Genomic DNA, 23947 nt, shown 5'->3' on the forward strand with positions numbered 1-23947 from the left:
CAAGAAGAAGAGCTGCTCGAGCTGCTGCGAGCCCTCGTGCTGTGCCGACCCGTCGTGCTGTGCTTCGGACAGCTGCTGTGGCGAGCCGTCGTGCTGTGCCTCTGACAGCTGCTGCGAGCCGTCCTGCGGCTGCGACTCGTGCGGCAGCTGCTGCTCGAAGAAGCCTTGCCTGCTGGACAAGCTGTTCGGCAAGAAGAAGTGCTGCTCGAGCTGCTGCGAGCCCTCGTGCTGTGCCGACCCGTCGTGCTGTGCCGCTCCGAGCTGTGGCGCCCCGAGCTGCGGTTGTGGCAGCAGCCCTGTCTCGGCCCCGGCGCCGGTTCAGGTCAACGAGCCGACCCCGGTTCCGCCCGCCCCGATGTCCGACCCGAACGCTTCGGTTGGTCGTCAGCGTGACGTCGTCCGTGCCGCCTTCGCTCGCTAATCGCGAACCGGTCGACACGACAGCGGACAATTGAGTCCCCCTTTTGTGACCTGCCCCAGGCTTCGGCCTGGGGCAGGTTTTTTTTTGCGCCGACTGGTAGGTCCATTCACCAATGGCGAGCGCCAAAGGGGCTCCGCGTTGCCAGCTCGCGAACCGGCTACCCTACGGCTGCCGCCGCAGGTTGCTGGGGCGTCGGGAGAAGATTGCTAGAACCAGCGGCATCCACCGCATGCTTGCGTGAGGGTGAACCCGTGAGTGAGCGCAGCTGAGTGCCGCTAGCCGGCCTGCCGCGGGAGGATCGGCTTGAAGTCCTCGGCCGGCAGGATCATCTGGCTGATCTTCACGCCAAACTTCTCGCCCACCTTGACGGTCTCGCCGGTGGCGATCGGCTGGCCGCCGATCGAGATCTCGATCGGCGCGTCGCACGGCTTCTCAAAGGACAGGATCGAGCCCGGCCCGAGCGCCATGATCTCGTGCACGGTCTGCCGCTTCTCGGCGAGGGTCACCATCAGCGGCACCCGCACCTTCAGCAGGCTCTTGCTGTACGGGGGCAGCTGAGAGAAGTCGAAGATCCGCGGGCGGACAGGCTCGCCGGCCGCCCCGCTCGCTGGGGTCGGTTCGGAGGGTGCGGCCGACCCCTCTTTGCCCGCCTCGTCGCTTGCTTGGTCGTCGGCCTGCTCGGGCGCCGCTTCCTCCCCGGCCGCTCCGCCCTTGAGCACCTCGCCCGGCGAGCTCAGCGGCCACACCAGCCACAGCACGCCTTGGTCATCGCCCGACTTGAGCGTGATCGGCACGGCGGCCGCGCCGTCGGCCAGGCCGCCACGTCCGAGCGCCTCGCCGGCGTCGGTCACCCACGACGCCTCGAAGACGTCGGCCATCAGGGTTTCGGGAACGAGCAGCATGCTCAGTTCCTGCGCCAGCGTCGCTAGCTTGCTCTCGCCGGTCGGGTCGGGCGCCGGAGCCCAGTCGGGCGTCAGGCCACTCGACTCGGCGAGCATCGCCACCGCCCCCTCGCCCTCGAAAGCCATCAGCACCGCCAGGCTCGGTCCGCCGAATCCCTCGGGCGGGGCAGCCGGGTCGAAGGTGATCGACTCGCCGACCTCGAGCGTGAATTCACGATCGAGCGCCCGGGACAGCGCACCGGCTGCCTCCTCCGCCCCGGCCTGCGAGGCGGCGACGACATCGGCGGCGATTTCTGGCGTGAGCTCGGACAAGGGGCGGCCGGGGTGCTAGCAGTCGTGGGAGCAGGTTGCAGCGAGGGCGCGAGGCCTTCTCCCTCAGTATCGGCCGCCCAGCCGTTAATCTTTGCCCAGGCCGCCGCGCTGTTTGCTGGCGGCGGCGATGCGTATAATGGCCCGGCCTCATCGCGGTGCTAGCGTGCGTAGCCGATCCTGGGTTTGGTCCCACCCCTGGCGGGGTGGGCTGCCGTTGGGTGACGCTGGTTCGTGGGGGGGAGCCGTCCACGCTTACAAACCTTCTGCTTGCGATTGCTTTATGCCTACTGCCGCCGAACCCGCGTTTCCCGACGTCAAACCGTACAAGTCGCTCTCGAACGACGAGCTGTCCGCCCGGATCGAGGCGGTCCGCGCCGAGCTCGGCCCGCGGCTCCTGATCCTCGGTCACCACTACCAGCAAGACGAGGTAATCGCCCACGCGGACCTCAGCGGCGACAGCTACCAGCTCAGCCAGATGGCGGCCGACAGCAGCGACTGCCGGGCGATCGCGTTCTGCGGCGTGCACTTCATGGCCGAGACCGCCGACATCCTCGCCAACCGGCCCGAAAAGCTGGCCGAGCGCAACGGCGAGCTGGTCCGCGTGATCCTGCCCGACATGGCCGCCGGCTGCAGCATGGCCGACATGGCCGCCATCGGTCAGATCGAGGACGCCTGGAGCCAGCTCGGCGAGGTGGTCGACACCGAGCGGCTGATCCCGGTCACGTACATCAACTCGGCCGCCAGCCTCAAGGCGTTCGTCGGCCGCCACGGCGGCATCGTCTGCACCAGCTCCAACGCCAAGGCCGCCATCGAGTGGGCCTTCCACAAGTCCAACGATGGGAAGGGGGGCGACCGCGTGATGTTCTTCCCCGACCAGCACCTCGGCCGCAACACGGCCCTCGGCATGGACATCAAGAACGACCAGATGCCGGTCTGGGACCCCTACGAGACCGACCTCGGCGGCAACACCGAAGAGCAGCTGGAAAACTCGAAGGTGATCCTCTGGAAGGGCCACTGCAGCGTGCACCAGATGTTCAAGCCCGAGCACGTCGCGATGTTCCGCGAGCAGCACCCCGGCATCAAGATCCTGGTCCACCCCGAGTGCCCGCAGGACGTGTTCGAGCTGGCCGACGAGTACGGCAGCACGGGCAAGATCATCAACACCGTGAAGAATGCCCCCGCCGGGACCAAGTGGGCGATCGGCACCGAGCTGCACCTGGTGAACCGCCTGAAGCAGGAGCACCCGGAGCAGGAGGTCCACTTCCTCAGCCCGGTGGTCTGCATGTGCGCGACGATGTACCGCATCGACCTGGCGCACCTCTGCTGGACCCTCGAAAACCTCCGCGACGGCAGCCCCGTGAACACCGTGGAGGTCGACGAAGAAACCTCCAAGTGGAGCCTCGTGGCCCTCGAACGGATGCTCGAAGTGAAGTAGCGCGCCCAACTGACTCGCGAAGTGACGCGCTCATAGTAGCCGGCGAGCTACGCCTCGCCGGTGTGCGGTAGGGGAATACTAATCACCGCTAATGTCCCTGCGGTGTGAGCGGTTAGAACCACAAAGACACGAAGGTCACAAAGAAGCTGAATGGCACGGCCTAGTCTTCGCTTTGTGTCGTTGTGCCGTCGTGGTTTATTTCTTCCGAGGTCGCCTTGTCGCTCGCCGTCCGCCGCCGATACAGCGGCGCGATCGCCAGCCCGATGAACAGGGCCGTCGACAGCACCCGCCGCCAATGGATGATGTGGCCGATGACGGCATCCTCCAGATCGTAAACCCCTCCGTCAAAGTCTTCGGGGATCTCTTCGCCGCCTCCACGGGTCAACAGTGCCCGGGCGAGCTCTCGTGTCGGCACGAAGCCGATTGACCGCACGCGGCCGTCGGCGAAGCCGACGCAGCGGGGGTACAGCCCGTCGCCGCGGTAGCGGGTAGAGGCAAACAATCCAGGTTCCACCCACTCGTGGTGTACGTCGGAGGCGCGGGTGAGCAGGTCGATCGCCTCGTCCATGTTCAGGTCTCGCGGTTCGTACCAACGGACGCCGCGGCTCGCGACCTCAATGACGACAATCGTGTTGGACGTGCCGTCGGCAATGTCTTGGAACCGGACCGGTTTGCCGGGGCGGAAGACCGCCTCGTCGTCGACGACTGCCAGGTAGTGCGTCTCGTCCGGCAGGCTCTGCCGGGCAGGCCTCCGCGGGTTCTTGTAGAGAAAGAGTTGAAGGCCATCGACGAGGGTCGCGTTCGCAGGGCTGTCCCACGGCTCGTCGAGATGAATCGCCTTGTAGAGCGGCAACTCTTCGACGTAGGGCAGGATCAGGGTGCGCCAACTGTGTAGCGGGGCGCCCTCGACGTCAGTAGAGTAGGCCGGCGGGAAGGAGCCGTGCGTGTCGTAGTAGTTGTGCAGCGCGAGGACCAGTTGCTTCATCTGGCTGATGCTCTGGTTGCGTCGGGATGCAGGCAAAGACCCGACTGACGGCAGCAGCAGGGCGATCAATGTCGCGATCGCGCCGACGATGAACAGCCACTGCAGAAGCGTCGGCCAGCTCCAGCGCACAATGTGCAGCACGCAAACGAACGAGGCGAGCACAATCCCCAGGGCCGGCTCAAACGTCCCCATCCCGGTGGCGAACAACGCCGTGAGCCAGAGCAGCGTGGCGATGGTGAAGCGTGGCAACGGGTTCTCTCTGCAAAGGTAGCCGGCGAGCTACGCCTCGCCGGTGTGCGGTGAGGGAACACTAATGGCCGCTGATTGACGCTAATCAGAGGAGGTGTCGCTGACCGGTATTAGCGATGGTTAGTGTCGATTAGTGTTCCCCCGGAGAATTCTATCGCGGATCCCAAGCAGATTCATTGCCGTTCTCCGGCAAGGTGTGGCTCGCCGGCTATTCTGTGCCGTCGGCCGATTGCTTCTCGGTAGACTTCAATTCCGGCAAGAGAGAAACTGTGGCGAACAAGCAGAAGCCCAGCACACGGTCCCAACGGATGAGTCGTTCCCTGTGGTTCATGTCCCAACCTCGGCGATAGCGGACGCGTCTGTCGTCGTCTTGGTCTGCGGTTAGAATCGCTCGAGCATAGACGCCATTGGGTTCGGCACGTACGTCTGCGGTGTGACCATCAGCAAACCCGACTTCGCCGCCCCATGTTTCGAACGTTGTGCTCCACGAGTGCTCGCGCACGTGGAGGTGCCGGAATTCTGTGGGAGTGGTGAGCAAACGAACGGCTTCAGAAACGGTTAGGTAGTCGGGATCGAGCCAGCACCGATTGCGGTCAGCGGTCTCGACAACGAGTGCCGTTGCGGCGAGACCGTCGGTCAATTCGGAAAGCGGGCGGCCGTCGCCCTCGGGGAAGGCGGTGTGGGGACCGACTACCACAAAGTAGTTCGACGCCAACATTCCCGGAGCGCCGAGGTAGGTAGTGGGAAGGTGATCGAGCGCCTCGTTGCCGGGGCACCGGTAGACGTCTGGGATGCGTTCGGCGAGGGCGAGGTTGTGGGGGCTGTCCCATGGTTGGCTAAAGTCGTATGCGTCGTAGAGCTCTTGCTCACCCAGGTAGGGCAGCAACAGCACCCGCCAACTGTGCAGGGCGTCGCCGTCGGCGTTGCGCACGACTGGCGGGGGCAGGGCACCGTGGTCGTCCGCGTAGCTCAGCATCGCGTTAACTATCGTGCCGACGCGCTGTTCGCAGGTACGATGGTCGACTTGGAGATTGCGATCGAACACGCCGGTGAAGAAGGGTCCGACCCACAGGGGGGAGAGCATGGCTAGCACCTTCCAACCCAGATGAACCTTTTTGTTCTTCAAGTTGACGGCCTGAATCAACACCACGGCTGAGCAGATTGCGCCGAGAACTGGGCCAAAGGTCGTCATACCGGCGGCGACCAGCGCAAACAACCAGAGCAGGGCAGTAATCGAGAAGCGTGGCAAACGATAAACTCTCTTTCAGGTAGCCGGCGAGCTACGCCTCGCCGGGGGGCGGTGGGGAACGCTGATGGCCGCCAATGCCACCGCGGTGGGGGCGGCGTGCGGCTGGGACTAGTGCTCACTAGTGTTCCCTCCCTGTTGTATCGCCAAATCAGCCCCCAATCATTGCCGTGCTCCGGCGAGGCGTAGCTCGCCGGCTAACGGGCTTGTCTGCTTGTCAGATCGGCGACCGCTCGGCGGTAGCGGGGGAGGGGGGCGAGCGACAACGCGACGAACGCCAGCGGCATGAGCAGCCACGCCGACCACTGGGCGGGCCCGTCACTCAGGACGCGGAAGGTTTCGACGACCGCGGCGGTCGACATGAACACAAACCCCATCAGCAACACGTACAAGAGCGTGTCGCCCGACGGGTTGTACGACGCCTGCTGCCGGGTGGCGAACAAGAAGATCCAGAAGTAGATCGTGCAGCCGAACGCGGCGATCCCCCAGCCGCCAAACGCCCCGACCCCGACCGCCAATACGGCGGTCGCCCAGAGCAGCGTGAGCAGGTCGAATCGCATCCGCAGAGCTCCGGCACGGGAGGAGAGGCACGAGCAGCTATCCTAGCGGATTCGCGCCCTCCGTGGAGAGATGAGCCGGCGAGCTACGCCTCGACGGCGATCGGGGGCTCGGCAAGTTCGTTGTGGAAAAGTGGCTGTGCGACGGTTCTAATAGAGGGTTGGCCGGCGTCATTCTTTGCTAACTGGAGCCTTGCCGGCTGGGGCGGCCGGCCCTGGCTTAATCGTCCGATGCACGCCCCTTTGGACCCATTTGGCGGACAAAACCCCTGCGGCCAGACTTGTTGGGTTTGCCGTAAGGGGTTGCTGCTAAAGGCCTGGTGGGTTGCTTGGCGCCGCCTTGAGAGGGGTTTTGTCCCCTCCGATCGAATAATCGGACAAAACACCTGACGCCCACAACCACCGGAATCGACCCTCACCCGTGAAGCACCCCTGGCCCGACTACGAACTGATTGACTTTGGCGACGGCCGCAAGCTGGAACGTTTTGGCCAGGTCGTGGTCGACCGGCCTGCGCCGGCGGCCGAGGGCGGCCGCAAATCGGATCCGGCCGCGTGGACGCAGGCGGTCGGCGTCTACACCGGCGCGCGGGTTGGCGATGGCAAGTGGAAGTTCGCCGCCGGCGGCCCGCCGTCCGACGCGACGGTGCACGCGCCGCTCGCCGACGGGTGCGCGTTCCAGATGCAGCTCGAGTACACGCCGGCGGGGCAGGTGGGGCTGTTCCCAGAGCAGTTTGAGAACTGGCGGTGGATTGCGGACTGGGTCGGGCGGGGTGAGCAGTTGAGGGTCCTCAACCTGTTTGGCTACGCCGGCGGCAGCACGCTGGCGGCGGCGGCCGCGGGGGCGGCGGTGACGCACGTCGACGCATCAAAGCCGTCGGTCGCGTTGGCGCGGAAAAACGCCGAGGCGAGCGGGCTGGCCGACGCGCCGATCCGGTGGATCGTCGAGGACGCGGTGCGGTACTGCCAGCGGGAAGTCAAACGCGGCAACAGGTACGACGCCGTGGTGCTCGACCCGCCGTCGTTTGGCCACGGGCCGAAGGGGGAGCAGTGGAAGCTGACCCGCGACCTGCCGGGCCTGTTGGGGGTGATCGCCGAGTTGGTCGAGGGGCGGCCCAAGTTCCTGCTGGCCACCTGCCACACGCCCGGCATCGGTCCGGCAGAGATCGGCGGCTACCTGGCCGACGGCGTGTTCGGCACGTGCGCCCAGCCCGCCAGCACGGGCGAGCACTTCCTGGTCGCGCGGGACGGCCGGCCGCTAGAGAGCGGGGTCTACGCGCGGTGGCCGCGGTAGTTGATGACGCCACCACACAGGGGGTTACAGGAACGTGTAGCAATAGCCGAGGGCCTACGGCCATCGGAGGCCTAGGGGACGTTCTCCTGCCATGGAGAACGCTACTTAGGGGCCTCCGACGGATGTAATCCGTCGGCTACGGGAGGGGGCTGCTCGACGCAACTAACCAAACAGCTCATCCACCGGCGCCCCCTCATCCACCAGGCGGATCGGGCGGCCGCTGAGGCTCATGTTTTCGTGGTCGGGGTTGATGCCCAGGGCGGTGTAGATCGATTGGTAGAGGTCTTTCGGTGAGACCGGGCGGTCGGTGACCTGCTCTCCGCCGGGGCTGGTCTGGCCGATCACCTGGCCGCCGCGGACGCCGCAGCCCGCCATCGCGACGTTGAACGCGCGCGGGTAGTGGTCGCGGCCGGCGCGGCCGTTGATGCGGGGCGTGCGGCCGAACTCGCCCATCCAGATGACGAGCGTGTCGTCGAGCTGGCCACGCTGCTTGAGGTCGCTGATGAGGGCGGCCATCGGCTGGTCGAACTGGCCGCAGAGCTCGGCGGTGCGGGCGGCGTTGTCGTTGTGCGTGTCCCAGCCGTTGAGGGTGACCTCGACAAACGTGACGCCGAAGTCGAGCAGCCGCCGGGCCAACAAACACCCGGAAGCGAACTGCCCCTCGCCGTAGGCGTCGCGGGTGCGTTGGTCCTCGCGGTCGAGGTCGAAGGCCTCCATGCGGGGGCTGAGGATCATCTCGCTGGAGGCTTCAATCAGTTTCTTGTGGTCGGCCACGACGTCGGCGCCCTCGACGGCCCCGAAGCTGGTCTCGAGGTTTTTGAGCAGGCCGAGCCGCCGCTCGTACCGGGCGCGGTCGGTGGTGGGGCGGGAGTTCTCCGGCGGGCGGTCGGCGCTGGCCAGGATCAGCGGGTCGTAGTCGACGCCAAGGAAGCCGCCGTTGCCGGGGTTCTGTCCGCCGCGGCCGATGCGGACAAAGCTCGGCAGCTCGCTGCTGGCGTCGCCGATCTGGTGGGCCACGTTGGCGCCGAGCGTGGGGAACTTGACGCCGCCCATCGGGAGGTAGCCGTGGTGCATCAGGAAGCTGGCGCGGGGGTGGCTCCCCTCCTTGCTGGCCATCGAGCGGATGACGGCCAGTTCGTTCATCACCTTGGCGAGCCGCGGCAGGTTCTCGGAGATTTGTATTCCAGAAACGGAGGTCGAGATCGCCTTGGTAGGGCCGCCGTTCTCGTGGCCCGGCTTGGGGTTGAAGGTCTCGAACTGGGAGGGGCCGCCGGCCATCCAGAGCAGGATGCACCGCTTGCCGCGCCGGCGGAGGTCGCTGGCGGCCAGCGCCACGCGGTCGGTCCAGCTCAGCACGCCGGCCGCCGTGGCCGCCGTGGCCGCCGCGCCGACGTTCCGCAGGAAGTCACGCCGCGAGGCGACCCGGCCGCCGCGGAGACCAACGTCAATCTGGTGCTGCAGGGGCATCACACGGTCCTCAGGGTAACAGCGAGAAAATTATTGGAACACTGATGGCCGCTAATACACATTCGTCGAATCAACGCCGACTGACGGTGCGTCGGCGTGCACTCTCTGGCCATCGCACTGGCGCCCGTTTCACTATGCTGCTTGAACTCAATAAAGGCGGGGCGGATCTACAAACCCATCTCGGAAGCGGGAGGAAGTCTACCCACAAGGAAGATTCATTAGTGTCAATTAGTGTTCCCCCAAATCCTTCCAATCTATCGCCGGTGGGCGAACTCGGCCGAATTGACCAGCGCCCACAGCAGGTCCTCGAACGCCGTTTCGCGTTTGTCGACCGACACGCGGTAGGCGAGTGCCGCGTCGCGTTCTTCGGCGGTCGGCTCGCGCGACAGGCAGCGGAGGTACAGCTCGTCGACCAGGGCGCCGTCATCCTGGATCTCGGTGGTCAGCTCGCCGAGCATCGTGCCGCGGCGGGCGCGGACCGCGTTGTTGAACCGGGGGGTGTTCATCATCGCCAGCGCCTGCGGGATCGACGCCGAAACGCCCTCGCGGTCGACGCTCGGGTCGAAGCCGAACGCCACGTTGAACTGCGCCCGCTGGTTGAGCTGGCGTCGGCCGCCGCGGCCGCGGTTGGTCTCGAGCTCCTCCTCGATGCCGAGCGCGGTCAGCAGGGCGTTGTAGAGCTGGTCGCCCCGCAGTCGCTGGGCCACGTTGGCGGTCATCGGCGTGGCGTCGGGTGTGCGGCGGGGGCGGCACTCACGCTGGTAGGCGTCGGTTGCCATCACGGCCCGCATCAGCCACTTGACGTCGTAGCCGCTATCGGCGAACCCCTGCGAGAGGACTTCGAGTGTCTGCGGCGCCTTGGCCGCGCGTTCGGGCCCGATGTCGTCGATGGTCTCGAAGAACGGCTCGCCGACCAGCTCGGCCCACATCCGGTTGACCATCGCCTTGGCGAACCACGGCGACTCGGTGATGTACTCGGAGATGGTCGCCCGCCGCTCGGCGTCGCGTGTTCCCAGCGGCGTGGTCGCGCTGGTCAGGAAGAACTTGGGCTGCATCCGCGTCCCCTCGGCCTGCGGGTCGTCCATGTCGGGCATGAAGTGCTCCGTCGAGCCGCGGTTGTCGTTCTGGCGGCGGCGGGGCGCTTCGCGGTCGGTCACGGCGACCTCGAAGCTCCGCCGCACCGGCGAGCGGACCTGCTGCAGCGACACCCTTGGGAAGTAGGCCGCCAGCTCGTGGAACTGCTCACGCTGCCAGCTGTCCCACGGGTGGTCGTGGCACTGGGCACACTGGATCTGGATGCCCAGGAACACCCGCGACACCTCCGCGGCGACCTCCTCGGTGCGGCCCTCCTGGGCGGCGATGATCGCGGTGGCGCCGTTCTCCTGGATGTCGCCGGTGGCGGTAATGAATTTGTCCGCGATGCGGTCCCAGCCGACGCCGACGTTGAGCATCTCGGCGAGCTGCGGCACCAGCGCGGCGGCGACAATCACCGAGCGGTCCTCGATCCGCCGGTACAGGATCACATCGCGCCAGTAGCGGGACCAGTTCTGCCCGTACTGCGGTTGGTCGAGCAGCGCGCGAACCAGCTCGGCCCGCTTGTCCTCGGCCGGGTCGAGCAGGAACGCTGTGACGTGCTCGGGCGAGGGGATGTCGCCGACGATGTCGAGGTACGCGCGGCGGAGGAACGTGGCGTCGTCGCAGCGGGGCGCCAGCTCGCCGGGCGACGCGCCCAACTCCTCGGCGAGCAGTCGGTCGGCCTGTTGGGCGAGTTTCTCAGCCGGGGTCCGGGCCGCGGCGGGCAGGACGCCCACCAGCAGCGCAGCAAGCACCAGGGTCGGGGCTGGGGGGCAGAACGGCATCGGCCAGGCTCCAGACAGTCAAGAATAGCTTACGCGACGAAAGCCGGATTCACGTATCTAACCCCGGATTTGGTCGGGCGGTGGCGTTTCGGTGGGGATTTTCTCGCCGTAGAGGTAGCGTTGCGATTCGCCGCGGTCGGTATCTGGTGCGGGGGAGGCTCGGCGGAACAGTCCTACGCCTCGCCGGCGGTACGATGCGCTGTTGGAGATTGCCAAGCCCGCTAGGACAATTCCCACAACGGCGAAGAATGCGAATGCTGAGTAGCCACCGCTGTGGGCGATCGCCTCCAGAACCGGTATGCCGAAGAGTTTGGCGAGAGTTAACGCCACCGCGACCACACTGGTCAGTATTAGCATCCCTCGCAGGCTGAATCGCCAGGCGGAGCGGGCAGCCTCAGGCGAGCCGTTCGGCCGCGACCAGATAATCCGGATCGGCCACCAGCAACAAATCAACATGCCAGCTGTGTAGAGCGACCATGCAACATTGATTGGGAGATAGGCCTCGCCGGGCGAGAGGCGAAAGCCAGCGATTGCCGCGGCGCATGCCGAAGCGGCGATCGGAGCCGACTGTCCAAAGCGGGCCACCGGCCGGACGCCTAGCGGGGCGGCAGCTACTGCGAGAGCCAACCCCAAGAGTCCGCAGACGGGAAAGAAGCCCACAAGCACCTCGATCTGTACGAGCATCGCGATCGCGCCGACCAGGCACGTCACGGGCAGCGCAACGACGAGCCCCCGCCGCAGCCAGTCGCCCGGCGTCAGTGCTGGCGGTTCGTCCGGTGGGAAGTTAGTCTGCATCCTCGAGAGTCACCGCACTGCGGCGGCAAAGAGATGAAAACGGATCACGCAACAATGAGGTTACACGCAATGGGGCGTCACGTGCTACTGCTGCTGGTTTGGTTTACGCTGTTGGTAGCCGTGGTTCCGGCGGCCTCTGCTGCGAGCGACGCGTCCGCGCGGCTCCAGACGCTGCTCGACGACGCGTGGCAGTTCTCGATGCAGGAGTACCCCGAGTTCGCCACGCACGCCGGCGACCACCGCTACAACGACCGCCTGACCGAGGTCTCGCTGGCCGACGCGAACCGCCGCGCCGCCGCCCAGGCCGAGTTCCTGAAGCGGGCCGAGGCGATCGCCGCCGATCAGCTTGAACCGGTCGAGCGGATCAACCTGGCGCTGTTCAAGCGGGAGCTGTCCGACGAGGCCCAGGAGCACCGCTTCCACACCCACCTCACGCCGGTCAGCAACCGCAGCGGGTTCCACATCGAATTCCCCGAGCTGCCCGAGAAGGCGCCGCTGAAGACGGTGAAAGACTACGAGAACTATAGCGCCAGGCTCCGCGCGTTCGGGCGGCATACTGCCGGCAACATCGCCCTGATGCGCGAGGGCGTCCGCCAAGGCGTCACGATGCCGGCGGTGATACTAGAGGGGTGGCAGGAGTCGGTCGACCCGCACGTTGTCGACGACCCGGTGGACAGCCTGCTCTACAAGCCGTTTGAGGAGTTCCCCGAGTCGTTCTCAACGGCCGACCAGGAGCGGCTCCGCGCCGCCGGCCGCGACGCGATCGCTCAGGTCGTGTCGCCCGCCTACGCCCGGTTCAAGCAGTTCATGGCCGACGAGTATGTGCCCAACTGCCGCACCGACATCGGCGCGTCGGCCCTGCCCGGCGGGCGTGACTTTTACCGCCACCGCGTGCGGCACTTCACCACGCTCGACCTGACGCCCGACGAGGTCCATCAGCGCGGACTGGCCGAGGTCGCCCGCATCCGCGGCGAGATGCAGGCGATCGTCGAGCGGGTCGAGTTTGATGGCGATCTGCCGGCGTTCTTCACGCACCTGCGGACCGACCCCAAGTACTACGCCAAGACCCCCAAGGAGCTGCTGGCCGAGTGCTCGTTCTTGCTCAAGCGGATCGACGGGCAGCTCCCCAAGCTGTTCGGCAAGCTCCCGCGGACGCCGTACGGCCTGCGCGAGATCCCCGACTACATCGCCCCCAAGACGACCTCGGCGTACTACCAGCCGCCGGCCGGCGACGGGTCGCAGGCGGGGTTCTTCTGCCTGAACACCTACAACCTGCCGAGCCGCCCGCTGTACGCGCTCGAGTCGCTCGCACTGCACGAATCGGTGCCGGGTCACCACCTGCAGATCGCCCTGCAGCAGGAGCTGGAGGGGCTGCCTGAGTTCCGCAAGTACAGCGGGTTCACCGCGTATGTTGAGGGCTGGGCGCTGTACGCCGAGCGGCTCGGCAAGGAGATCGGGTGCTACGAGGACCCCTACAGCGACTTCGGCCGCCTGTCGATGGAGATGTGGCGGGCCTGCCGCTTGGTGGTCGACACAGGCATGCACTACAAGGGCTGGACCCGTCAGCAGGCGATCGACTACATGGTCGACAACTCGGCGTTGTCGGAGCACAACATCCGCGCCGAGGTCGACCGCTACATCGGCTGGCCCGGCCAGGCGCTCGGCTACAAGATCGGCGAGCTCAAGATCCGCGACCTCCGCGCCGAGGCCGAGCAGCGGCTGGGCGACCGCTTCGACGTCCGTGCGTTCCACAACGCCGTGCTCGAGACCGGCGCCGTCCCGCTGGACGTGCTGGAGGAGCACGTCCACGAGTGGCTCGAAGAGCAAGACGATGTATCGACGGTTCTCCGAACCGTGAAATAGCAGCGCTGTTGGTTTGGGCGGATGGCGTTTGAGCAACGCCACAAGTCTTCACGGCTCGGAGAGCCGTGCTACTCTGGCCGGATAATCCAGCACGAGTCGTGCGGCTCCATGCCGATGTGCGGGTAGTACTCCCGCGCGGCGGGCGCCGAGAGCAGGATCAGCATCGTTTGCAGGCCGGCGGCCCGGTGGGTCTCGGCGATCAGGCGTTTGCCGATCCCCTGCCGCTGCACTGATTGGTCGACCGCCAGGTCGGAGAGGTACGTGCAGTAATGGAAGTCGGTGATCGCGCGGCTCACGCCGACCAGCAGGCCCGACTCGTCGCGGGCCGTGATAATGACGTCGGCGCCCGCCAGCATGCCGGCGATCCGCTCGGCGTCGTCGGCCGGGCGGCGCTCGGCGAGGGTCGACCGCCGCAGCAGGTCGACGAACTCGCCGGGAGCCAGGTCGGGTTCGGTTGCGAAGGTCGCGGCAGCGGGGCGTGCAGACATGCAGGCATCGTGACGCCTCGCCGGCTACACGTCAAACTTGATCCCCTGCGCCAGCGGCAGGGCCGACCCGTAGTTGATCGTGTTGGTGCTGCGGCGCATGTACTGCTTCCACGAGTCGGAGCCCGACTCGCGTCCGCCGCCGGTCTCCTTCTCGCCGCCGAACGCGCCGCCGATCTCGGCGCCGCTGGTGCCGATGTTGACGTTGGCGATGCCGCAGTCGCTGCCGGCCGGGCTCAGGAACCGCCCTGCCTCACGCACGTCCGACGTGAAGATCGCCGACGACAGGCCCTGGGCCACGCCGTTCTGCAGCTCGATGGCGTGCTCGATCGAGTCGTACGTGGTGATGTAGGTTAGCGGAGCGAAGGTCTCCTCTCGCATCACCTCAGTCTGCTCCGGCATGCGGACGAGGGCGGGGTGCACGTAGCAGCCGCCGGGGACCCCCTCGGTCACCTGGTCGCCGCCGCACAGCAGCGTGCCGCCTTGGGCCTGAGCGGTCTTGATGCTGGCCAGGAACCGCTCGAGCGACGGCTTGCCCACCAGCGGGCCGACCAGCGTGCCGGGCCTCGACGGGTCGCCGATCGGCAGCGTGGCGTACGCCTTGACCAGCCGCTCGCACAGCCCGTCGACGATGTCGGGGTGCACGATCAGCCGCCGCAGGCTAGTGCACCGCTGGCCGGCGGTGCCGACCGCCGCGAACACAATCGCCCGGACCGCCAGCTCGAGGTCGGCGGTCTCGGTGACGATCATCGCGTTGTTGCCCGACAGCTCCAGCAGGCACTTGCCGAGCCGGCCGGCGACTGTCTTGGCGACCTCGCGGCCCATCGGAACCGAGCCGGTCGCGGAGACTAGCGGCACTAGCTCGCTCTTGGCGAGCGCCTCGCCGGCATCGGCCTTGCCCTGCACCACGCACGACAGCGCGGCGGGCGCCTCGTCCATGGTCTTGGCGGCGCGGACTACCATCTCGTGGCACGCCAGCGAGATCAGCGGCGTCTGCTCCGAAGGTTTCCAGATGATGGGGTCGCCGCAGACCAGGCCGATCATCGAGTTCCACGCCCAGACCGCGCACGGGAAGTTGAACGCCGAGATCACGCCGACTGGTCCGAGCGGGTGCCACTGCTCGATGAGCTGGTGCTCGGGCCGCTCGCTGGCGATCGTCAGGCCGTAGAGCTGCCGCGACAGTCCGACCGCGAAGTCGCAAACGTCGATCCACTCCTGGATCTCGCCCTCGGCCTCGGCGGGGATCTTGCCGGCCTCGAGGGTGATCAGCTTGGCGAGTTCCGACTTGTTCGCGCGGACCTCGTCGCCGATGCGGCGGACCAACTCGCCGCGGACCGGCGCCGGCACGACCCGCCACGCCTTGAAGGCCTCGTGCGCGGCGGCCACGGCGGCGGCGACCTCGTCGGCGGTCGCGGCGCCGCTCTGGCAGAGGGACTCACCATTGATCGGCGAGCTGGGCGAGAACTTCGCTCCGCTGCCGAGTTCGTACTTGTTGCCGATCGCGACGCCCGGGTAGCAGGCGTGGATCTGTTGGGGGAGCAGTTGGGCAGGGATATCCATGAATCGACTTAAAGCGTTTCCGTCTGAGTAGTGTGGTTCGGCCCTCCGGGCCACTGAACGTTGATGCTAGCCTACGTGCCCATCGGGTGCGAGGCGGCGTGCGGCGTGGTCGGCGTCTTGACGGTAGTCGCCTTGGCGTAGGGCAGGCCGAACTCGTTCGACTCGAAGTCCGACAGCCGGACGTCCTCCTGCCGGACAAATCCCTTGCCGGGGAGCTTGCCGGCGAAGTGCAGGTCGACCACCACGCAAACGCTCGAAGCGGTGGTGATCTGAATCGAGCTGGCGTCCAGCCCGTGCACCTGATCGTGGTACACCTTGCGGGCGCAGGCGATCTGCTCGAAGCGGTGCTTGCGCCAGCCGGTCACGGTGCTGAAGATCAGCACCACGTCCTGGTTGGTGCAGGGGATCGCGTCCTCCATCAGCTCCTTGAGCAGCTCGCGGCGGTCGATCATCCGCAGGCCGTGCAGCAGGAACATCATCAGGTCGCGGTGGCCGGCGTAGCGGACGGTTTTGTAGTCGAGCGTGTTGACCTTGCCGGACAGGGTCTCGCACAGGGTGCCGAGTCCGCCGGAGGTGTTGAACGCCTCGTAGTCGACGCCGTCCAGCGCGAACGACTCCAGGCCCTCGAGCGGCTGCAGGTCGCACGGCTCGCCGCTGTAGATCGCCTCGCACGGGTTGCAGTACTCGTTGATCAGTCCGTCGATCGACCAGGTGAGGTTGTACTTCAGCATGTTGGTCGGGTAGAGCGGCAACGCGCCGACACGCAGCATCACCCGGTCGAGCCGGTCGAACTGCTGGCAAAGGTCGTGCGCGAGGATGCCGATGTAGCCCGGCGCGAGCCCGCACTGCGGCATGAAGATCTGGCCCTCGGCCGCCTCTTCGGCGATGGAGCGGATCGCCTGCGTCGTGGCGACATCCTCCGTCAGGTCAAAGTAGCTGACGCCCGCCTCAAGCGCCGCTCGGGCGACCGTGACATTCTGGTCGAAGGGCAGGGCGGAGATCACCGAGCCGTGCGCCTTGAGGGTCGACACCATCTCGGCGTGGTTGTTGACGTCCAGCTCGCCGGTCGCGACCGGGGTCTCCTCCTTGAGCGACGCCAGCGCGTCGGCGGAGATGTCCGCCACGTACACCTCGTACCGGCCGGAAAGGTGCAGGATGCGGGCGATGCCGCGGCCGATTTTGCCGGCTCCGAGGATCGTGACCGGGTGCTTGGACTCACTCATGCAGTTACTCTCGTTCTCGTGCTTGATGCTGCGATCGAATTTTTGACAGTGCGGCCGTGGATCGAGCCCACGGACGACGGCGGAAGCCGTGGGTCCTGGGTCGCAATGCGCGTTTTCAGTGGAGCCCCCCGGGCTTCCGCCGGGGGGCTACGGGAGGGCTGGTTGGCGAGGGGGTTGCCCTACGAACCGCTCTTCGCGACGTTGGTCGACTCGAAGATCTTGTCCGCGCTCTGGGCGACGAAGCCCGGGTACAGCTCGCCGGACGGCGTTGGGTACCGCTTGGCAAACTCGTAGTAGCAGGTGGGCACCTCGCGCTCTTGCCCATCGGCGAACGGCGCCATCATCCGGTCGGCCAGCGTCGAGCCCTGCTCGAGCAGCACGTCGGGCGAGCCCTTTACCCGACCACCGGAGTCGTTGACCTTGTAGCCCAACCCCTCGACCGTCTGCAGCACCTCTTCGACGCCGGCGTGCTGCTCGAGGTAATTAACGGCGATCGTGAAGTGGTTCGGGCGGATGCCGATGGTCGCCACCCAGGCCGCGTACTCGCTCTCGGCTAGCAGGGTTTGGTAGTCTTCCCAGCTCACCGGGTCCCACAAGCGGCCGGACCAGAGGATGCTCGGGTCCTTTACCCGCTCGGCGTCGACCTGCTCGGCCAGGCCGCGGAGGATCTTGGCCGACGCGTCCGACAGCTCGTCGACGCGCAGCTCAGAGAGAAACACCCGCGGCATGTCGGGCTCGGGCGGCAGGTAGCCGTAGGCGCTGAGCTTCTTTGCGGCGAAGTCGTACGGCTCGTACGGCGTGTAGCCGACCGCCAGCAGGTGCGGCTCGAGCGCCTTGAGTCGGATCGGCTCGAGCGCCAGCGTGCGGAACGCGACGTGGTCGTTCACGACCCGCTCGCCCTTGGCCTCGAACGCCTGTTTGATTTTCTCTGCCTGTGGGGTCGAGGCGACGTAGTCGGACCACAGGTTGGCGAAGAATTCATCAATGCCCATCGGAGCCCTCTCGCTGCAGCGGTAAAAACAGGATCGGTTGGCCCGCCTTGATCACGGCCGGCATCGGTCCCCTCGGGAGCCGCAAGTTGGCCCCCTTTATTCGTGTATACTTGCGACTCACGGAACGAACAAGACTCGCAAAAGCGTACTTTTTTTGTCGCAACTGCGCGGGCGATGGAGGCCCTTCTCACGGCAAATTGGGCCCGCGCCTGCCCCGCCCGCGCCCAGCGGCGAGGCGTCTAGCGGTTATGCCGCGCCGCCGCCGGGCCACGCACGGACCGGATTCACAACTGTGCAGCCTGCGCGCTGGGGCCTTTTGCGCGAGGCCAACGTTATTGCACGCGAAAGCGATAGCGATAGCGTTATCGGCGAGCACGCGAAGCGAGAGGATTCTTACAGGCCGATGCAATACATCGCGCCGCTGGCCCGATTCTTCTGCACGGTCGGAACACCGCAAACCGGAGCAGAGGAGCAGGATGGGTATGAACACACGTCAGAAGCAAGCATTTACGCTGGTTGAATTGTTAGTAGTCATCGCGATTATCGGTACGCTAATCGCGCTGTTGCTGCCCGCGGTGCAGAGCGCACGCGAGGCGAGCCGACGCAGCACCTGCCTCAACAGCCTGCGCCAACTCGCGCTGGCCGCCCAGCAGTACGAGATCCGCATGAAGCGCTGGCCGGGGGCGTTCGACCGGCTCGTGACCAACCAGCTCGATTCTGGCAACGGCGAGATGTTCGCCACCTGGGCCGTGATGCTGATGCCCGACCTAGAACGCCAGCAGGTCTACGACATCTACGCCAAGGGGCTCGTGTCGGGCACCTACCTCGACGTGCTGATGTGCCCCAGCGACGACGTCAAAACACGCGCCGACGCGGCCAACAGCTACGTCGCGAACGCCGGCAAGTACGGCTCGGTCCGCTCGCAGACCACGGCCGACGGGCCGTTCCTCAACCGGGCTCATAGCCCGAAGCGCACGATGCTCGAGGGCCACTGGCGGGACGGGCGCGAGTACACGCTGGTCTTCAGCGAGAACCTGTCGGCGAAACGCTACGACTTGGTCGGGTGGTCGGGGTTCCAGAGCGGCGATACCGCCGGCGACCGCATCGACGGCAAGCACGTCGACGAGGAGGGGAAGGACCTGCAGTGGTCGCCGGTTTTCCTCTGGCACACGGTCCCACCAAAGTCCTCCTTCATCAACGGCGAGGACTTCTACTGCGAAGGTGGGGACTGCGGACTGAGCCAGACCACCGAGCTGGAAGTTGGCAGCGGCACTGGCATCGATTACGCGAAAACCCAGGCAATCAACGCCCGGCCGACCAGCAACCACACCGGGGGGGTAAACGTGTCGTTCGCAGGCGGCAGGGCCATCTTCATGCGGGAAAACGTCGACTACAACGTCTTCCGCGCACTGATGACACCCAACGACCGCCGGTCGAGCTCGCCGGTTCCCAATATCATCATCGAGGACCAGCCGTTCCTGTAGGCGGATGACCGGCCTGCGCGGCCGGGAACATTGTCAGCGGGGGGCCGCGCCGGTAGCCTGACGGGCGCTGGCGTATCTTTTCACTCGGCCGCGGCTACCCCAGGAACCTCGTGATGAACGAACTAATCCAGCAGATCTCCAAGCAGCTGGGCATTGACGAGTCGACGGCCGCCGCGGCGACAGGCAAGGCGATGTCGATGCTGCGTGAGCACGTCGGCGACGACCTGTTTGGGAAGATCAACGCCGCGGTTCCTGACGCCTCGCAGATGGCCGACCAGGCGAGCGCGAAGCCCGCCGGCGGGCTGATGGGATCGCTCGCCAGCATGGCGTCGAGCGCGCTGGGCGGCGACGCCGGCAGCGGTCTGGAACTGTCCGCGGCGCTCGCGAGCACCGGGCTGCCAATCGAGAAGCTCGGCCCGTTTGTCACTACCCTAATCGGCTACCTCAAGCAGTACCTGGGCGACGACGTCATCGAGCAGGTCCTGGAGAAGTTCCCGATGCTCAAGGCGGCGATTGGCGAGTAAGCCGCCGGGCTAGTCGCCCGTGGCCGGCGCCACGAAATCGACCACCACCGCCCGGTGGTCCGAGCCAACGTCCGAACCGACTTCGCGGCGGATCACCCGCAGCCCGCGGGTGTGCAGCACGTGGTCGATGGGGATGCCGATGAGGTGCGCGCCGAGCCTCTTCTCGCCGATGAACCAAGTGGCGTGCAGCCCTTGCCCGACGCCAGAGTCGAGCAGGCGGACGTCGGCCAGGAGCGACCGGAAGTAGGGCGACCACGGCGTGATGTTTAGGTCGCCCATGACGAGGCGTTCGCCCCGTTGCTGCTGGGACCAGGCGGCGACCGCGGCCAGGTGGTTGTTGCGCAACCGGGCGTTGGCGGCGCCGATCGGCGGCATCGGGTGGGTGGCGAGCACGGTCACCCGACCCACGGGGGAATCAAGCTCCGCCACGATCGAGGGGACCTCGGAGTCCGCCAGCACGATCGTATCGATCGACTGTGCCGGCAGCCGGCTGAATAGCGCCACGCCGAAGTTGTCCGATCGTGGCAAGGTGTGCGCGGTTGGGTATCGCTCGAACAATGGTTTGAGGCCGTCGATCCAGCTGCGGTCGACCTCGATCAGGGCGAGCACGTCTGGGTCTACCTGCTCGATGAGCCGCAGCACATCGTCGTGCCGCCGGTTGCTGGTCAGCACGTTGAGCGTCATCGCCCGCAGCGGCTCGCCGTCCGCCGCCGGCGCCGAGCTGGGCGCGGCGTACGGCGCGATCAGCCCGAGGTTCACTAGCAGCACCACGATGACAGCGGCGGCAAGCCATGGGCGACGCTGCGGGCCGCGGAGCAGCACCGGCGCCGCCAACGCGGCCGCCAGGGCGTAGTACGCGGCAAAGTGGCTGGCGAGTTCTAGCGGCCACCAGAGCCGGGCCAGCAGCTGCCCGCAGACCGTCAGCAGCACCGCGAACAAACCCGCCAACGCGACGACCCGGGCCAGGCCGCGGGCGGCGTGCGAGACCAACCGGCCGGCCAGCGGCCGCGACTCAAGCGCTCTCACGGTAGCTGATGTGGCAGAAGCTGCGGAACAGTTCGTTGCGGGCGAGCAGCTCGTCCGGTGTCCCAATGTCGTCGATGACGCCGCGGTCCATCACCACGACGCGGTCGGCCAGCGTCAGCGTGCTGGGCCGGTGGGTGATGAGGAACGTAGTCCGCGTGCGGGTGAACTTCTCCAGCACCTGGTGAATCAGCCGCTCGCTCTCGACGTCGATCTGGCTGGTCGCTTCGTCGAGGATCAGGATCTCGGGGTCGCGGAGGATCGCCCGGGCGAGGGTGATCCGCTGGCGCTGCCCGCCCGACAGGCGGTTGCCGCCGGGGCCGATGACGGTGTCGTAACCGTGGGCCAGCTTGTTGATGATGAACCCGTCGGCGTACGCCTGGCGGGCGGCTTCTTCGATCTGTTCTTGGGTGGCCGCCGGGGCCCCGTAGCTGATGTTGGCCGACACGCTCTCGTTGAACACCATCGCCTGCTGCGACACGATGCCGATCCGCTTGCGGAGATCCCGCAGCCGGACGTCCCGCAGGTCGACGCCGTCCAGCAGGATGGCTCCGGAATCGACGTCGTAGAACCGCGGCAGCAGGTTCAGCAGCGTGCTTTTGCCGCAGCCGTTGGGGCCGACGATGGCGATGGTCTCGCCGCGCCGCACGGTGAGGCTGACGTCGGTCAGCACGGGCTTCTCGGGGTCGTACCGGAAGGAGATATTTTGGAATTCAATCACGCCGATCGGCGACTTGATAGGCTGCGGCTTGGGCGGGTCGATGATCCGCGGCTCGCGGTCCATGATCTCGTACACGCGGTCGGCGGACGCGCTGGCCCGCTGGACGGCGTTGAACAGGCCCGACAGCCGTCGCGCGGGGTCGGACATGCCGACCAGCATGGCAAAGAACGTGCTCATCTGACCGTGGGTCAGCGGGGCGTTGCTGATCGGCACGCCGAGCAGGTCGGTCTGCTCGTTCAGCACCAGGTAGCCGCCGGAGACCGCGGCCAGCACTACCATCATCACGCCCAGGTTCTCGGTGGTCGGGCTGACGAGCGAGCTGTACCAGGCGATCTTCATCTGGCGGCGGTAGAAGGTCTGGGCCGAGGCGTTGAACCGCGCCCGCTCGGCCGGCTCGTTGGTGAACGCCTTGATGACGCGGATGGCGCCGAGGGTCTCGGTGAGGGTCTCGTAGATGCTGGAGAGTTCTTCCATGGCGCGGCGGTTGGCCCGCTTGAGCGCCTTGGAGAGGTAGCTGATCGCCAGGCCGGCGACCGGGGCCACAACGATTGTCAGCAGCAGCAGCCGCCAGCTGATGAACGCGGCGCCGATGAAGCAGGCGATCATCTTGAGCGGCTCGCGCAGCGCGTCGCCCAGCATCACCTGGATGCCGAGCTGCAGGCCGTCGAGGTCCGAGGTGCAGCGGGTCATCAGGTCGCCTCGGCTGGAATCGCCAAAGTCGGCCATGTCGAGCCGCAGCACACGGCGGTAGAACTCGTTGCGGAGCTCGAGCGCCGTGCGGCCCGCCAGGCGGGCCACCAGCACGACGTTGAGCACGCGGAACACGTTCTTGACCAGCGTGCCGATCAGCACCGCCGCGCACACGACGCCGAGGGTCTTGAACGGCGTGTCCGGGAATTTCTCGGCGTACGGCCGCACCCAGTCGATGCGGGCCAGCCGCCGCCGGGCGCCCGCGAGTTTCTCGTTCGTCGCGTAGATCGACCAGCGGAGCGACTCGTAGTTTTCCGGCGAGGTCAGCGCCGCCCGCCGCCACAAATCGCGGCGGTCGGACTCGTGGCCGGCGATCTCGAGCTGGATCTCTGCCGCCTGGGAATCGACCCACTGCGGCACCGACATGTTCTGCATCACCGCGTCGACAATCGGCCACACCGCCGCCAGGTTCAGCGCCCAGAACGACGCCACCAGCAGGCTTGTTGCTACGCAGGCCGCGACGTTCACCCGCATTCGCAGCGCGATGCTGAGCGCTCGGGAGAAATTACTCATGGGTGCCTAAGGGGTAGCGGGTGCAGCGGAGTCGCGGGGCGGCTAGGGAGAGTTGTATCGGGTTCGCGTTCTAGCAGAACCCTCGGGAGCGCGGAAGATCGACCGGCTGCCAGCCGTGCCCGCCCGCGGTGCTAGCAGTCGAATGGGCCGCGGCCGTCGGTTGGCGGTTGGCGGAACCGCCGCATCAGCCGGTGCGCCGCCCCGGCGATGATCACGGCCACCACGGGCGCCATCAGCGAGAAGAACACGTAGTAGGCCTTCCTCTCGCCCGCCGCCGACACGGCGTTGAAACCCGCCGCGGCGAAGCCCAGCACAAATGTCAGAGCGAAGAACGTGCGGGTGGTGAACCGGAACCGGCTTCGTCGGGGGCCGGGCAACGCGGGCGTCGCCGGATCGGCGGCCTCGGCAACCGGCCGGGGAGGCTTGGCGGGCGTGTCGAAGGGGGTCTTGAGTCGGGGGCGATCGGCCATCGGCGGGGACGGGACGCGGCGGTGCTAGCACGCCCGCCGCGAGCGGGTCGCACGGGATGTGCCGAAAGGTTCAATTCCACCGATTGTACCGCCGATACTCCAACCACAGATACCCGCCGCGGTCCGGCGCGCTCATTGCGCGTTCCGGGCAGCGAAATCAACTCAGCGGTGGTTCCAAAGGGGGGAAAACCATGAAGTCTTTGTACGCCGTCGTTGCGGCTGCGCTCTTGATCCCGAGCGTCGGCTGCCAATCTATGAACGGCCTTGGGCAGCGGAACATGCTGGCCAGCCCGTCGCACGTCACCCAGTCGCAGCGGGCGCCGCGCCCGACGCTGTTCCGCTCCGGCCCGGTGCAGTCACAGGGGTTGGCGAGCGCCGTGCACGTGCCCGAGACCGGGCTGTTCCAGCGTTGTGGCTACGAGTGCGGCGCCGGCGCAGGCTGCGGCTGTGACGTCGGATGCGGCGAATCGTGCGGGGCCGCCAGTTGCGGTGGCGGGGCGTGCGACTTCGGCGGCTGCCGGGGTGGACGTGGGTGCAACGGCGGCTGCTGTGGCGGCGGCGGTTGCAACAACGGTTGCTGTGGCGGCAACGGCCTGATCAACAAGGCGGTCAGCGGCATGCTCGACTGCGCCCAGACCGACGCCTCCTACAACTTCAACCAGGGCCCGGCCGTCGCCCAGACCGCCTACCCGTACTACACGACGCGTGGCCCGCGGGACTTCCTGATGGCCAACCCGCCGAGCATCGGTCCGGGCGCCTACAGCCCGAACTGCCCCTACTAGGGGTAGCTCGACGAGAGAAACGGCGTGCAGGGAAGCAC

At 66.8% G+C, this 23947-nt stretch carries 21 protein-coding genes; 6 read left to right on the plus strand and 15 right to left on the minus strand.

The window, feature by feature from the left end; all coding sequences use genetic code 11:
• Positions 1 to 180: hypothetical protein (locus Pla123a_RS04095; RefSeq protein ID WP_146584283.1), on the minus strand; the 180-nt coding region annotated here is incomplete at its 3' end.
• Positions 181 to 696: 516 nt separating this feature from the next.
• Positions 697 to 1635, minus strand: coding sequence for a FliM/FliN family flagellar motor switch protein (locus Pla123a_RS04100; protein WP_146584284.1), 939 nt, complete (start codon positions 1633 to 1635; stop codon positions 697 to 699).
• 280 nt (positions 1636 to 1915) lie between these two features.
• Here Pla123a_RS04100 and nadA point away from each other — a divergent pair, with 280 nt between their 5' ends.
• Entirely contained in the window at positions 1916 to 3070 is a 1155-nt protein-coding gene (nadA, locus tag Pla123a_RS04105; RefSeq protein WP_146584285.1) for a quinolinate synthase NadA, read from the plus strand.
• A gap of 160 nt (positions 3071 to 3230) precedes the next feature.
• On the opposite strand, the gene Pla123a_RS04110 is transcribed toward nadA, so the two are convergent.
• From Pla123a_RS04110 to Pla123a_RS04120, 3 genes are all read right to left on the minus strand, one after another.
• Positions 3231 to 4304: a DUF1559 family PulG-like putative transporter gene (locus Pla123a_RS04110; RefSeq protein WP_146584286.1), complete on the minus strand. Its 1074-nt coding sequence runs from the start codon at positions 4302 to 4304 to the stop codon at positions 3231 to 3233.
• A 208-nt stretch (positions 4305 to 4512) separates the two neighbouring features.
• On the minus strand, positions 4513 to 5553 hold the full coding sequence (locus tag Pla123a_RS04115; protein WP_146584287.1) for a DUF1559 family PulG-like putative transporter: 1041 nt from the start codon (positions 5551 to 5553) through the stop codon (positions 4513 to 4515).
• 194 nt (positions 5554 to 5747) lie between these two features.
• Positions 5748 to 6110 carry a hypothetical protein gene (locus Pla123a_RS04120; protein ID WP_146584288.1) on the minus strand — a complete coding sequence of 121 codons (363 nt, stop codon included), beginning with the start codon at positions 6108 to 6110 and terminating at the stop codon, positions 5748 to 5750.
• 418 nt (positions 6111 to 6528) lie between these two features.
• On the opposite strand from Pla123a_RS04120, the gene Pla123a_RS04125 reads away from it, so the two are divergent.
• On the plus strand, positions 6529 to 7398 hold the full coding sequence (locus Pla123a_RS04125; protein ID WP_146584289.1) for a class I SAM-dependent methyltransferase: 870 nt from the start codon (positions 6529 to 6531) through the stop codon (positions 7396 to 7398).
• 162 nt (positions 7399 to 7560) lie between these two features.
• On the opposite strand, the gene Pla123a_RS04130 is transcribed toward Pla123a_RS04125, so the two are convergent.
• The 3 genes from Pla123a_RS04130 to Pla123a_RS04140 all read right to left on the minus strand — a co-directional run bounded on the left by Pla123a_RS04130 (position 7561) and on the right by Pla123a_RS04140 (position 11519).
• The gene (locus Pla123a_RS04130) at positions 7561 to 8865 is read right to left on the minus strand and encodes a DUF1501 domain-containing protein (RefSeq protein WP_146584290.1); all 1305 of its coding nucleotides are present in this window, start codon (positions 8863 to 8865) and stop codon (positions 7561 to 7563) included.
• Between the two features lie 254 nt (positions 8866 to 9119).
• Complete coding sequence (locus tag Pla123a_RS04135; protein ID WP_146584291.1) at positions 9120 to 10724, minus strand: DUF1549 domain-containing protein; 1605 nt, start codon at positions 10722 to 10724, stop codon at positions 9120 to 9122.
• A gap of 57 nt (positions 10725 to 10781) precedes the next feature.
• On the minus strand, positions 10782 to 11519 hold the full coding sequence (locus Pla123a_RS04140) for a hypothetical protein (RefSeq protein ID WP_146584292.1): 738 nt from the start codon (positions 11517 to 11519) through the stop codon (positions 10782 to 10784).
• Between the two features lie 54 nt (positions 11520 to 11573).
• Here Pla123a_RS04140 and Pla123a_RS04145 point away from each other — a divergent pair, with 54 nt between their 5' ends.
• Positions 11574 to 13382 carry a DUF885 domain-containing protein gene (locus tag Pla123a_RS04145; RefSeq protein WP_197527661.1) on the plus strand — a complete coding sequence of 603 codons (1809 nt, stop codon included), beginning with the start codon at positions 11574 to 11576 and terminating at the stop codon, positions 13380 to 13382.
• Positions 13383 to 13450: 68 nt separating this feature from the next.
• Here the strand turns inward: Pla123a_RS04145 and Pla123a_RS04150 are convergent, their stop codons facing one another.
• The 4 genes from Pla123a_RS04150 to Pla123a_RS04165 all read right to left on the minus strand — a co-directional run bounded on the left by Pla123a_RS04150 (position 13451) and on the right by Pla123a_RS04165 (position 17642).
• On the minus strand, positions 13451 to 13870 hold the full coding sequence (locus tag Pla123a_RS04150) for a GNAT family N-acetyltransferase (RefSeq protein ID WP_146584294.1): 420 nt from the start codon (positions 13868 to 13870) through the stop codon (positions 13451 to 13453).
• A 24-nt stretch (positions 13871 to 13894) separates the two neighbouring features.
• On the minus strand, positions 13895 to 15427 hold the full coding sequence (gene amaB, locus Pla123a_RS04155; RefSeq protein WP_146584295.1) for an L-piperidine-6-carboxylate dehydrogenase: 1533 nt from the start codon (positions 15425 to 15427) through the stop codon (positions 13895 to 13897).
• 71 nt (positions 15428 to 15498) lie between these two features.
• Complete coding sequence (locus Pla123a_RS04160) at positions 15499 to 16650, minus strand: saccharopine dehydrogenase NADP-binding domain-containing protein (protein ID WP_146584296.1); 1152 nt, start codon at positions 16648 to 16650, stop codon at positions 15499 to 15501.
• Between the two features lie 179 nt (positions 16651 to 16829).
• Positions 16830 to 17642: a DUF1338 domain-containing protein gene (locus Pla123a_RS04165; protein WP_146584297.1), complete on the minus strand. Its 813-nt coding sequence runs from the start codon at positions 17640 to 17642 to the stop codon at positions 16830 to 16832.
• Positions 17643 to 18124: 482 nt separating this feature from the next.
• Here Pla123a_RS04165 and Pla123a_RS04170 point away from each other — a divergent pair, with 482 nt between their 5' ends.
• Positions 18125 to 19126, plus strand: coding sequence for a DUF1559 family PulG-like putative transporter (locus tag Pla123a_RS04170; RefSeq protein WP_197527662.1), 1002 nt, complete (start codon positions 18125 to 18127; stop codon positions 19124 to 19126).
• Positions 19127 to 19239: 113 nt separating this feature from the next.
• On the plus strand, positions 19240 to 19650 hold the full coding sequence (locus Pla123a_RS04175; protein WP_146584299.1) for a DUF2780 domain-containing protein: 411 nt from the start codon (positions 19240 to 19242) through the stop codon (positions 19648 to 19650).
• Positions 19651 to 19659: 9 nt separating this feature from the next.
• Here Pla123a_RS04175 and Pla123a_RS04180 read toward each other — a convergent pair whose 3' ends face one another.
• From Pla123a_RS04180 to Pla123a_RS04190, 3 genes are all read right to left on the minus strand, one after another.
• Positions 19660 to 20676, minus strand: coding sequence for an endonuclease/exonuclease/phosphatase family protein (locus Pla123a_RS04180; RefSeq protein ID WP_146584300.1), 1017 nt, complete (start codon positions 20674 to 20676; stop codon positions 19660 to 19662).
• A complete protein-coding gene (locus Pla123a_RS04185; protein WP_146584301.1) occupies positions 20663 to 22657 on the minus strand; it encodes an ABC transporter ATP-binding protein in 1995 nt (664 codons plus the stop codon). The genes Pla123a_RS04180 and Pla123a_RS04185 overlap by 14 nt, the downstream gene beginning before the upstream one ends.
• Before the next feature lie 131 nt (positions 22658 to 22788).
• A complete protein-coding gene (locus tag Pla123a_RS04190; protein ID WP_146584302.1) occupies positions 22789 to 23127 on the minus strand; it encodes a hypothetical protein in 339 nt (112 codons plus the stop codon).
• Between the two features lie 191 nt (positions 23128 to 23318).
• Here Pla123a_RS04190 and Pla123a_RS04195 point away from each other — a divergent pair, with 191 nt between their 5' ends.
• Entirely contained in the window at positions 23319 to 23909 is a 591-nt protein-coding gene (locus Pla123a_RS04195) for a hypothetical protein (protein WP_146584303.1), read from the plus strand.
• The last annotated feature ends 38 nt before the right edge of the window (positions 23910 to 23947 follow it).

The sequence above is a fragment of the Posidoniimonas polymericola genome (assembly GCF_007859935.1).
In the GTDB taxonomy this organism is placed as follows: Bacteria; Planctomycetota; Planctomycetia; order Pirellulales; family Lacipirellulaceae; genus Posidoniimonas; species Posidoniimonas polymericola.

What these genes read in the sequence shown, in the direction of transcription:
- nadA (WP_146584285.1), top strand. Translation starts at nt 1,916, where the DNA reads ATGCCTACTGCCGCCGAACCCGCGTTTCCCGACGTCAAACCGTACAAG.
- Pla123a_RS04120 (WP_146584288.1), bottom strand. Translation starts at nt 6,110, where the DNA reads ATGCGATTCGACCTGCTCACGCTGCTCTGGGCGACCGCCGTATTGGCG.
- Pla123a_RS04130 (WP_146584290.1), bottom strand. Translation starts at nt 8,865, where the DNA reads ATGCCCCTGCAGCACCAGATTGACGTTGGTCTCCGCGGCGGCCGGGTC.
- Pla123a_RS04135 (WP_146584291.1), bottom strand. Translation starts at nt 10,724, where the DNA reads ATGCCGTTCTGCCCCCCAGCCCCGACCCTGGTGCTTGCTGCGCTGCTG.
- Pla123a_RS04140 (WP_146584292.1), bottom strand. Translation starts at nt 11,519, where the DNA reads ATGCAGACTAACTTCCCACCGGACGAACCGCCAGCACTGACGCCGGGC.
- Pla123a_RS04145 (WP_197527661.1), top strand. Translation starts at nt 11,574, where the DNA reads ATGAGGTTACACGCAATGGGGCGTCACGTGCTACTGCTGCTGGTTTGG.
- Pla123a_RS04150 (WP_146584294.1), bottom strand. Translation starts at nt 13,870, where the DNA reads ATGTCTGCACGCCCCGCTGCCGCGACCTTCGCAACCGAACCCGACCTG.
- amaB (WP_146584295.1), bottom strand. Translation starts at nt 15,427, where the DNA reads ATGGATATCCCTGCCCAACTGCTCCCCCAACAGATCCACGCCTGCTAC.
- Pla123a_RS04160 (WP_146584296.1), bottom strand. Translation starts at nt 16,650, where the DNA reads ATGAGTGAGTCCAAGCACCCGGTCACGATCCTCGGAGCCGGCAAAATC.
- Pla123a_RS04165 (WP_146584297.1), bottom strand. Translation starts at nt 17,642, where the DNA reads ATGGGCATTGATGAATTCTTCGCCAACCTGTGGTCCGACTACGTCGCC.
- Pla123a_RS04170 (WP_197527662.1), top strand. Translation starts at nt 18,125, where the DNA reads ATGAACACACGTCAGAAGCAAGCATTTACGCTGGTTGAATTGTTAGTA.
- Pla123a_RS04175 (WP_146584299.1), top strand. Translation starts at nt 19,240, where the DNA reads ATGAACGAACTAATCCAGCAGATCTCCAAGCAGCTGGGCATTGACGAG.
- Pla123a_RS04185 (WP_146584301.1), bottom strand. Translation starts at nt 22,657, where the DNA reads ATGAGTAATTTCTCCCGAGCGCTCAGCATCGCGCTGCGAATGCGGGTG.
- Pla123a_RS04190 (WP_146584302.1), bottom strand. Translation starts at nt 23,127, where the DNA reads ATGGCCGATCGCCCCCGACTCAAGACCCCCTTCGACACGCCCGCCAAG.
- Pla123a_RS04195 (WP_146584303.1), top strand. Translation starts at nt 23,319, where the DNA reads ATGAAGTCTTTGTACGCCGTCGTTGCGGCTGCGCTCTTGATCCCGAGC.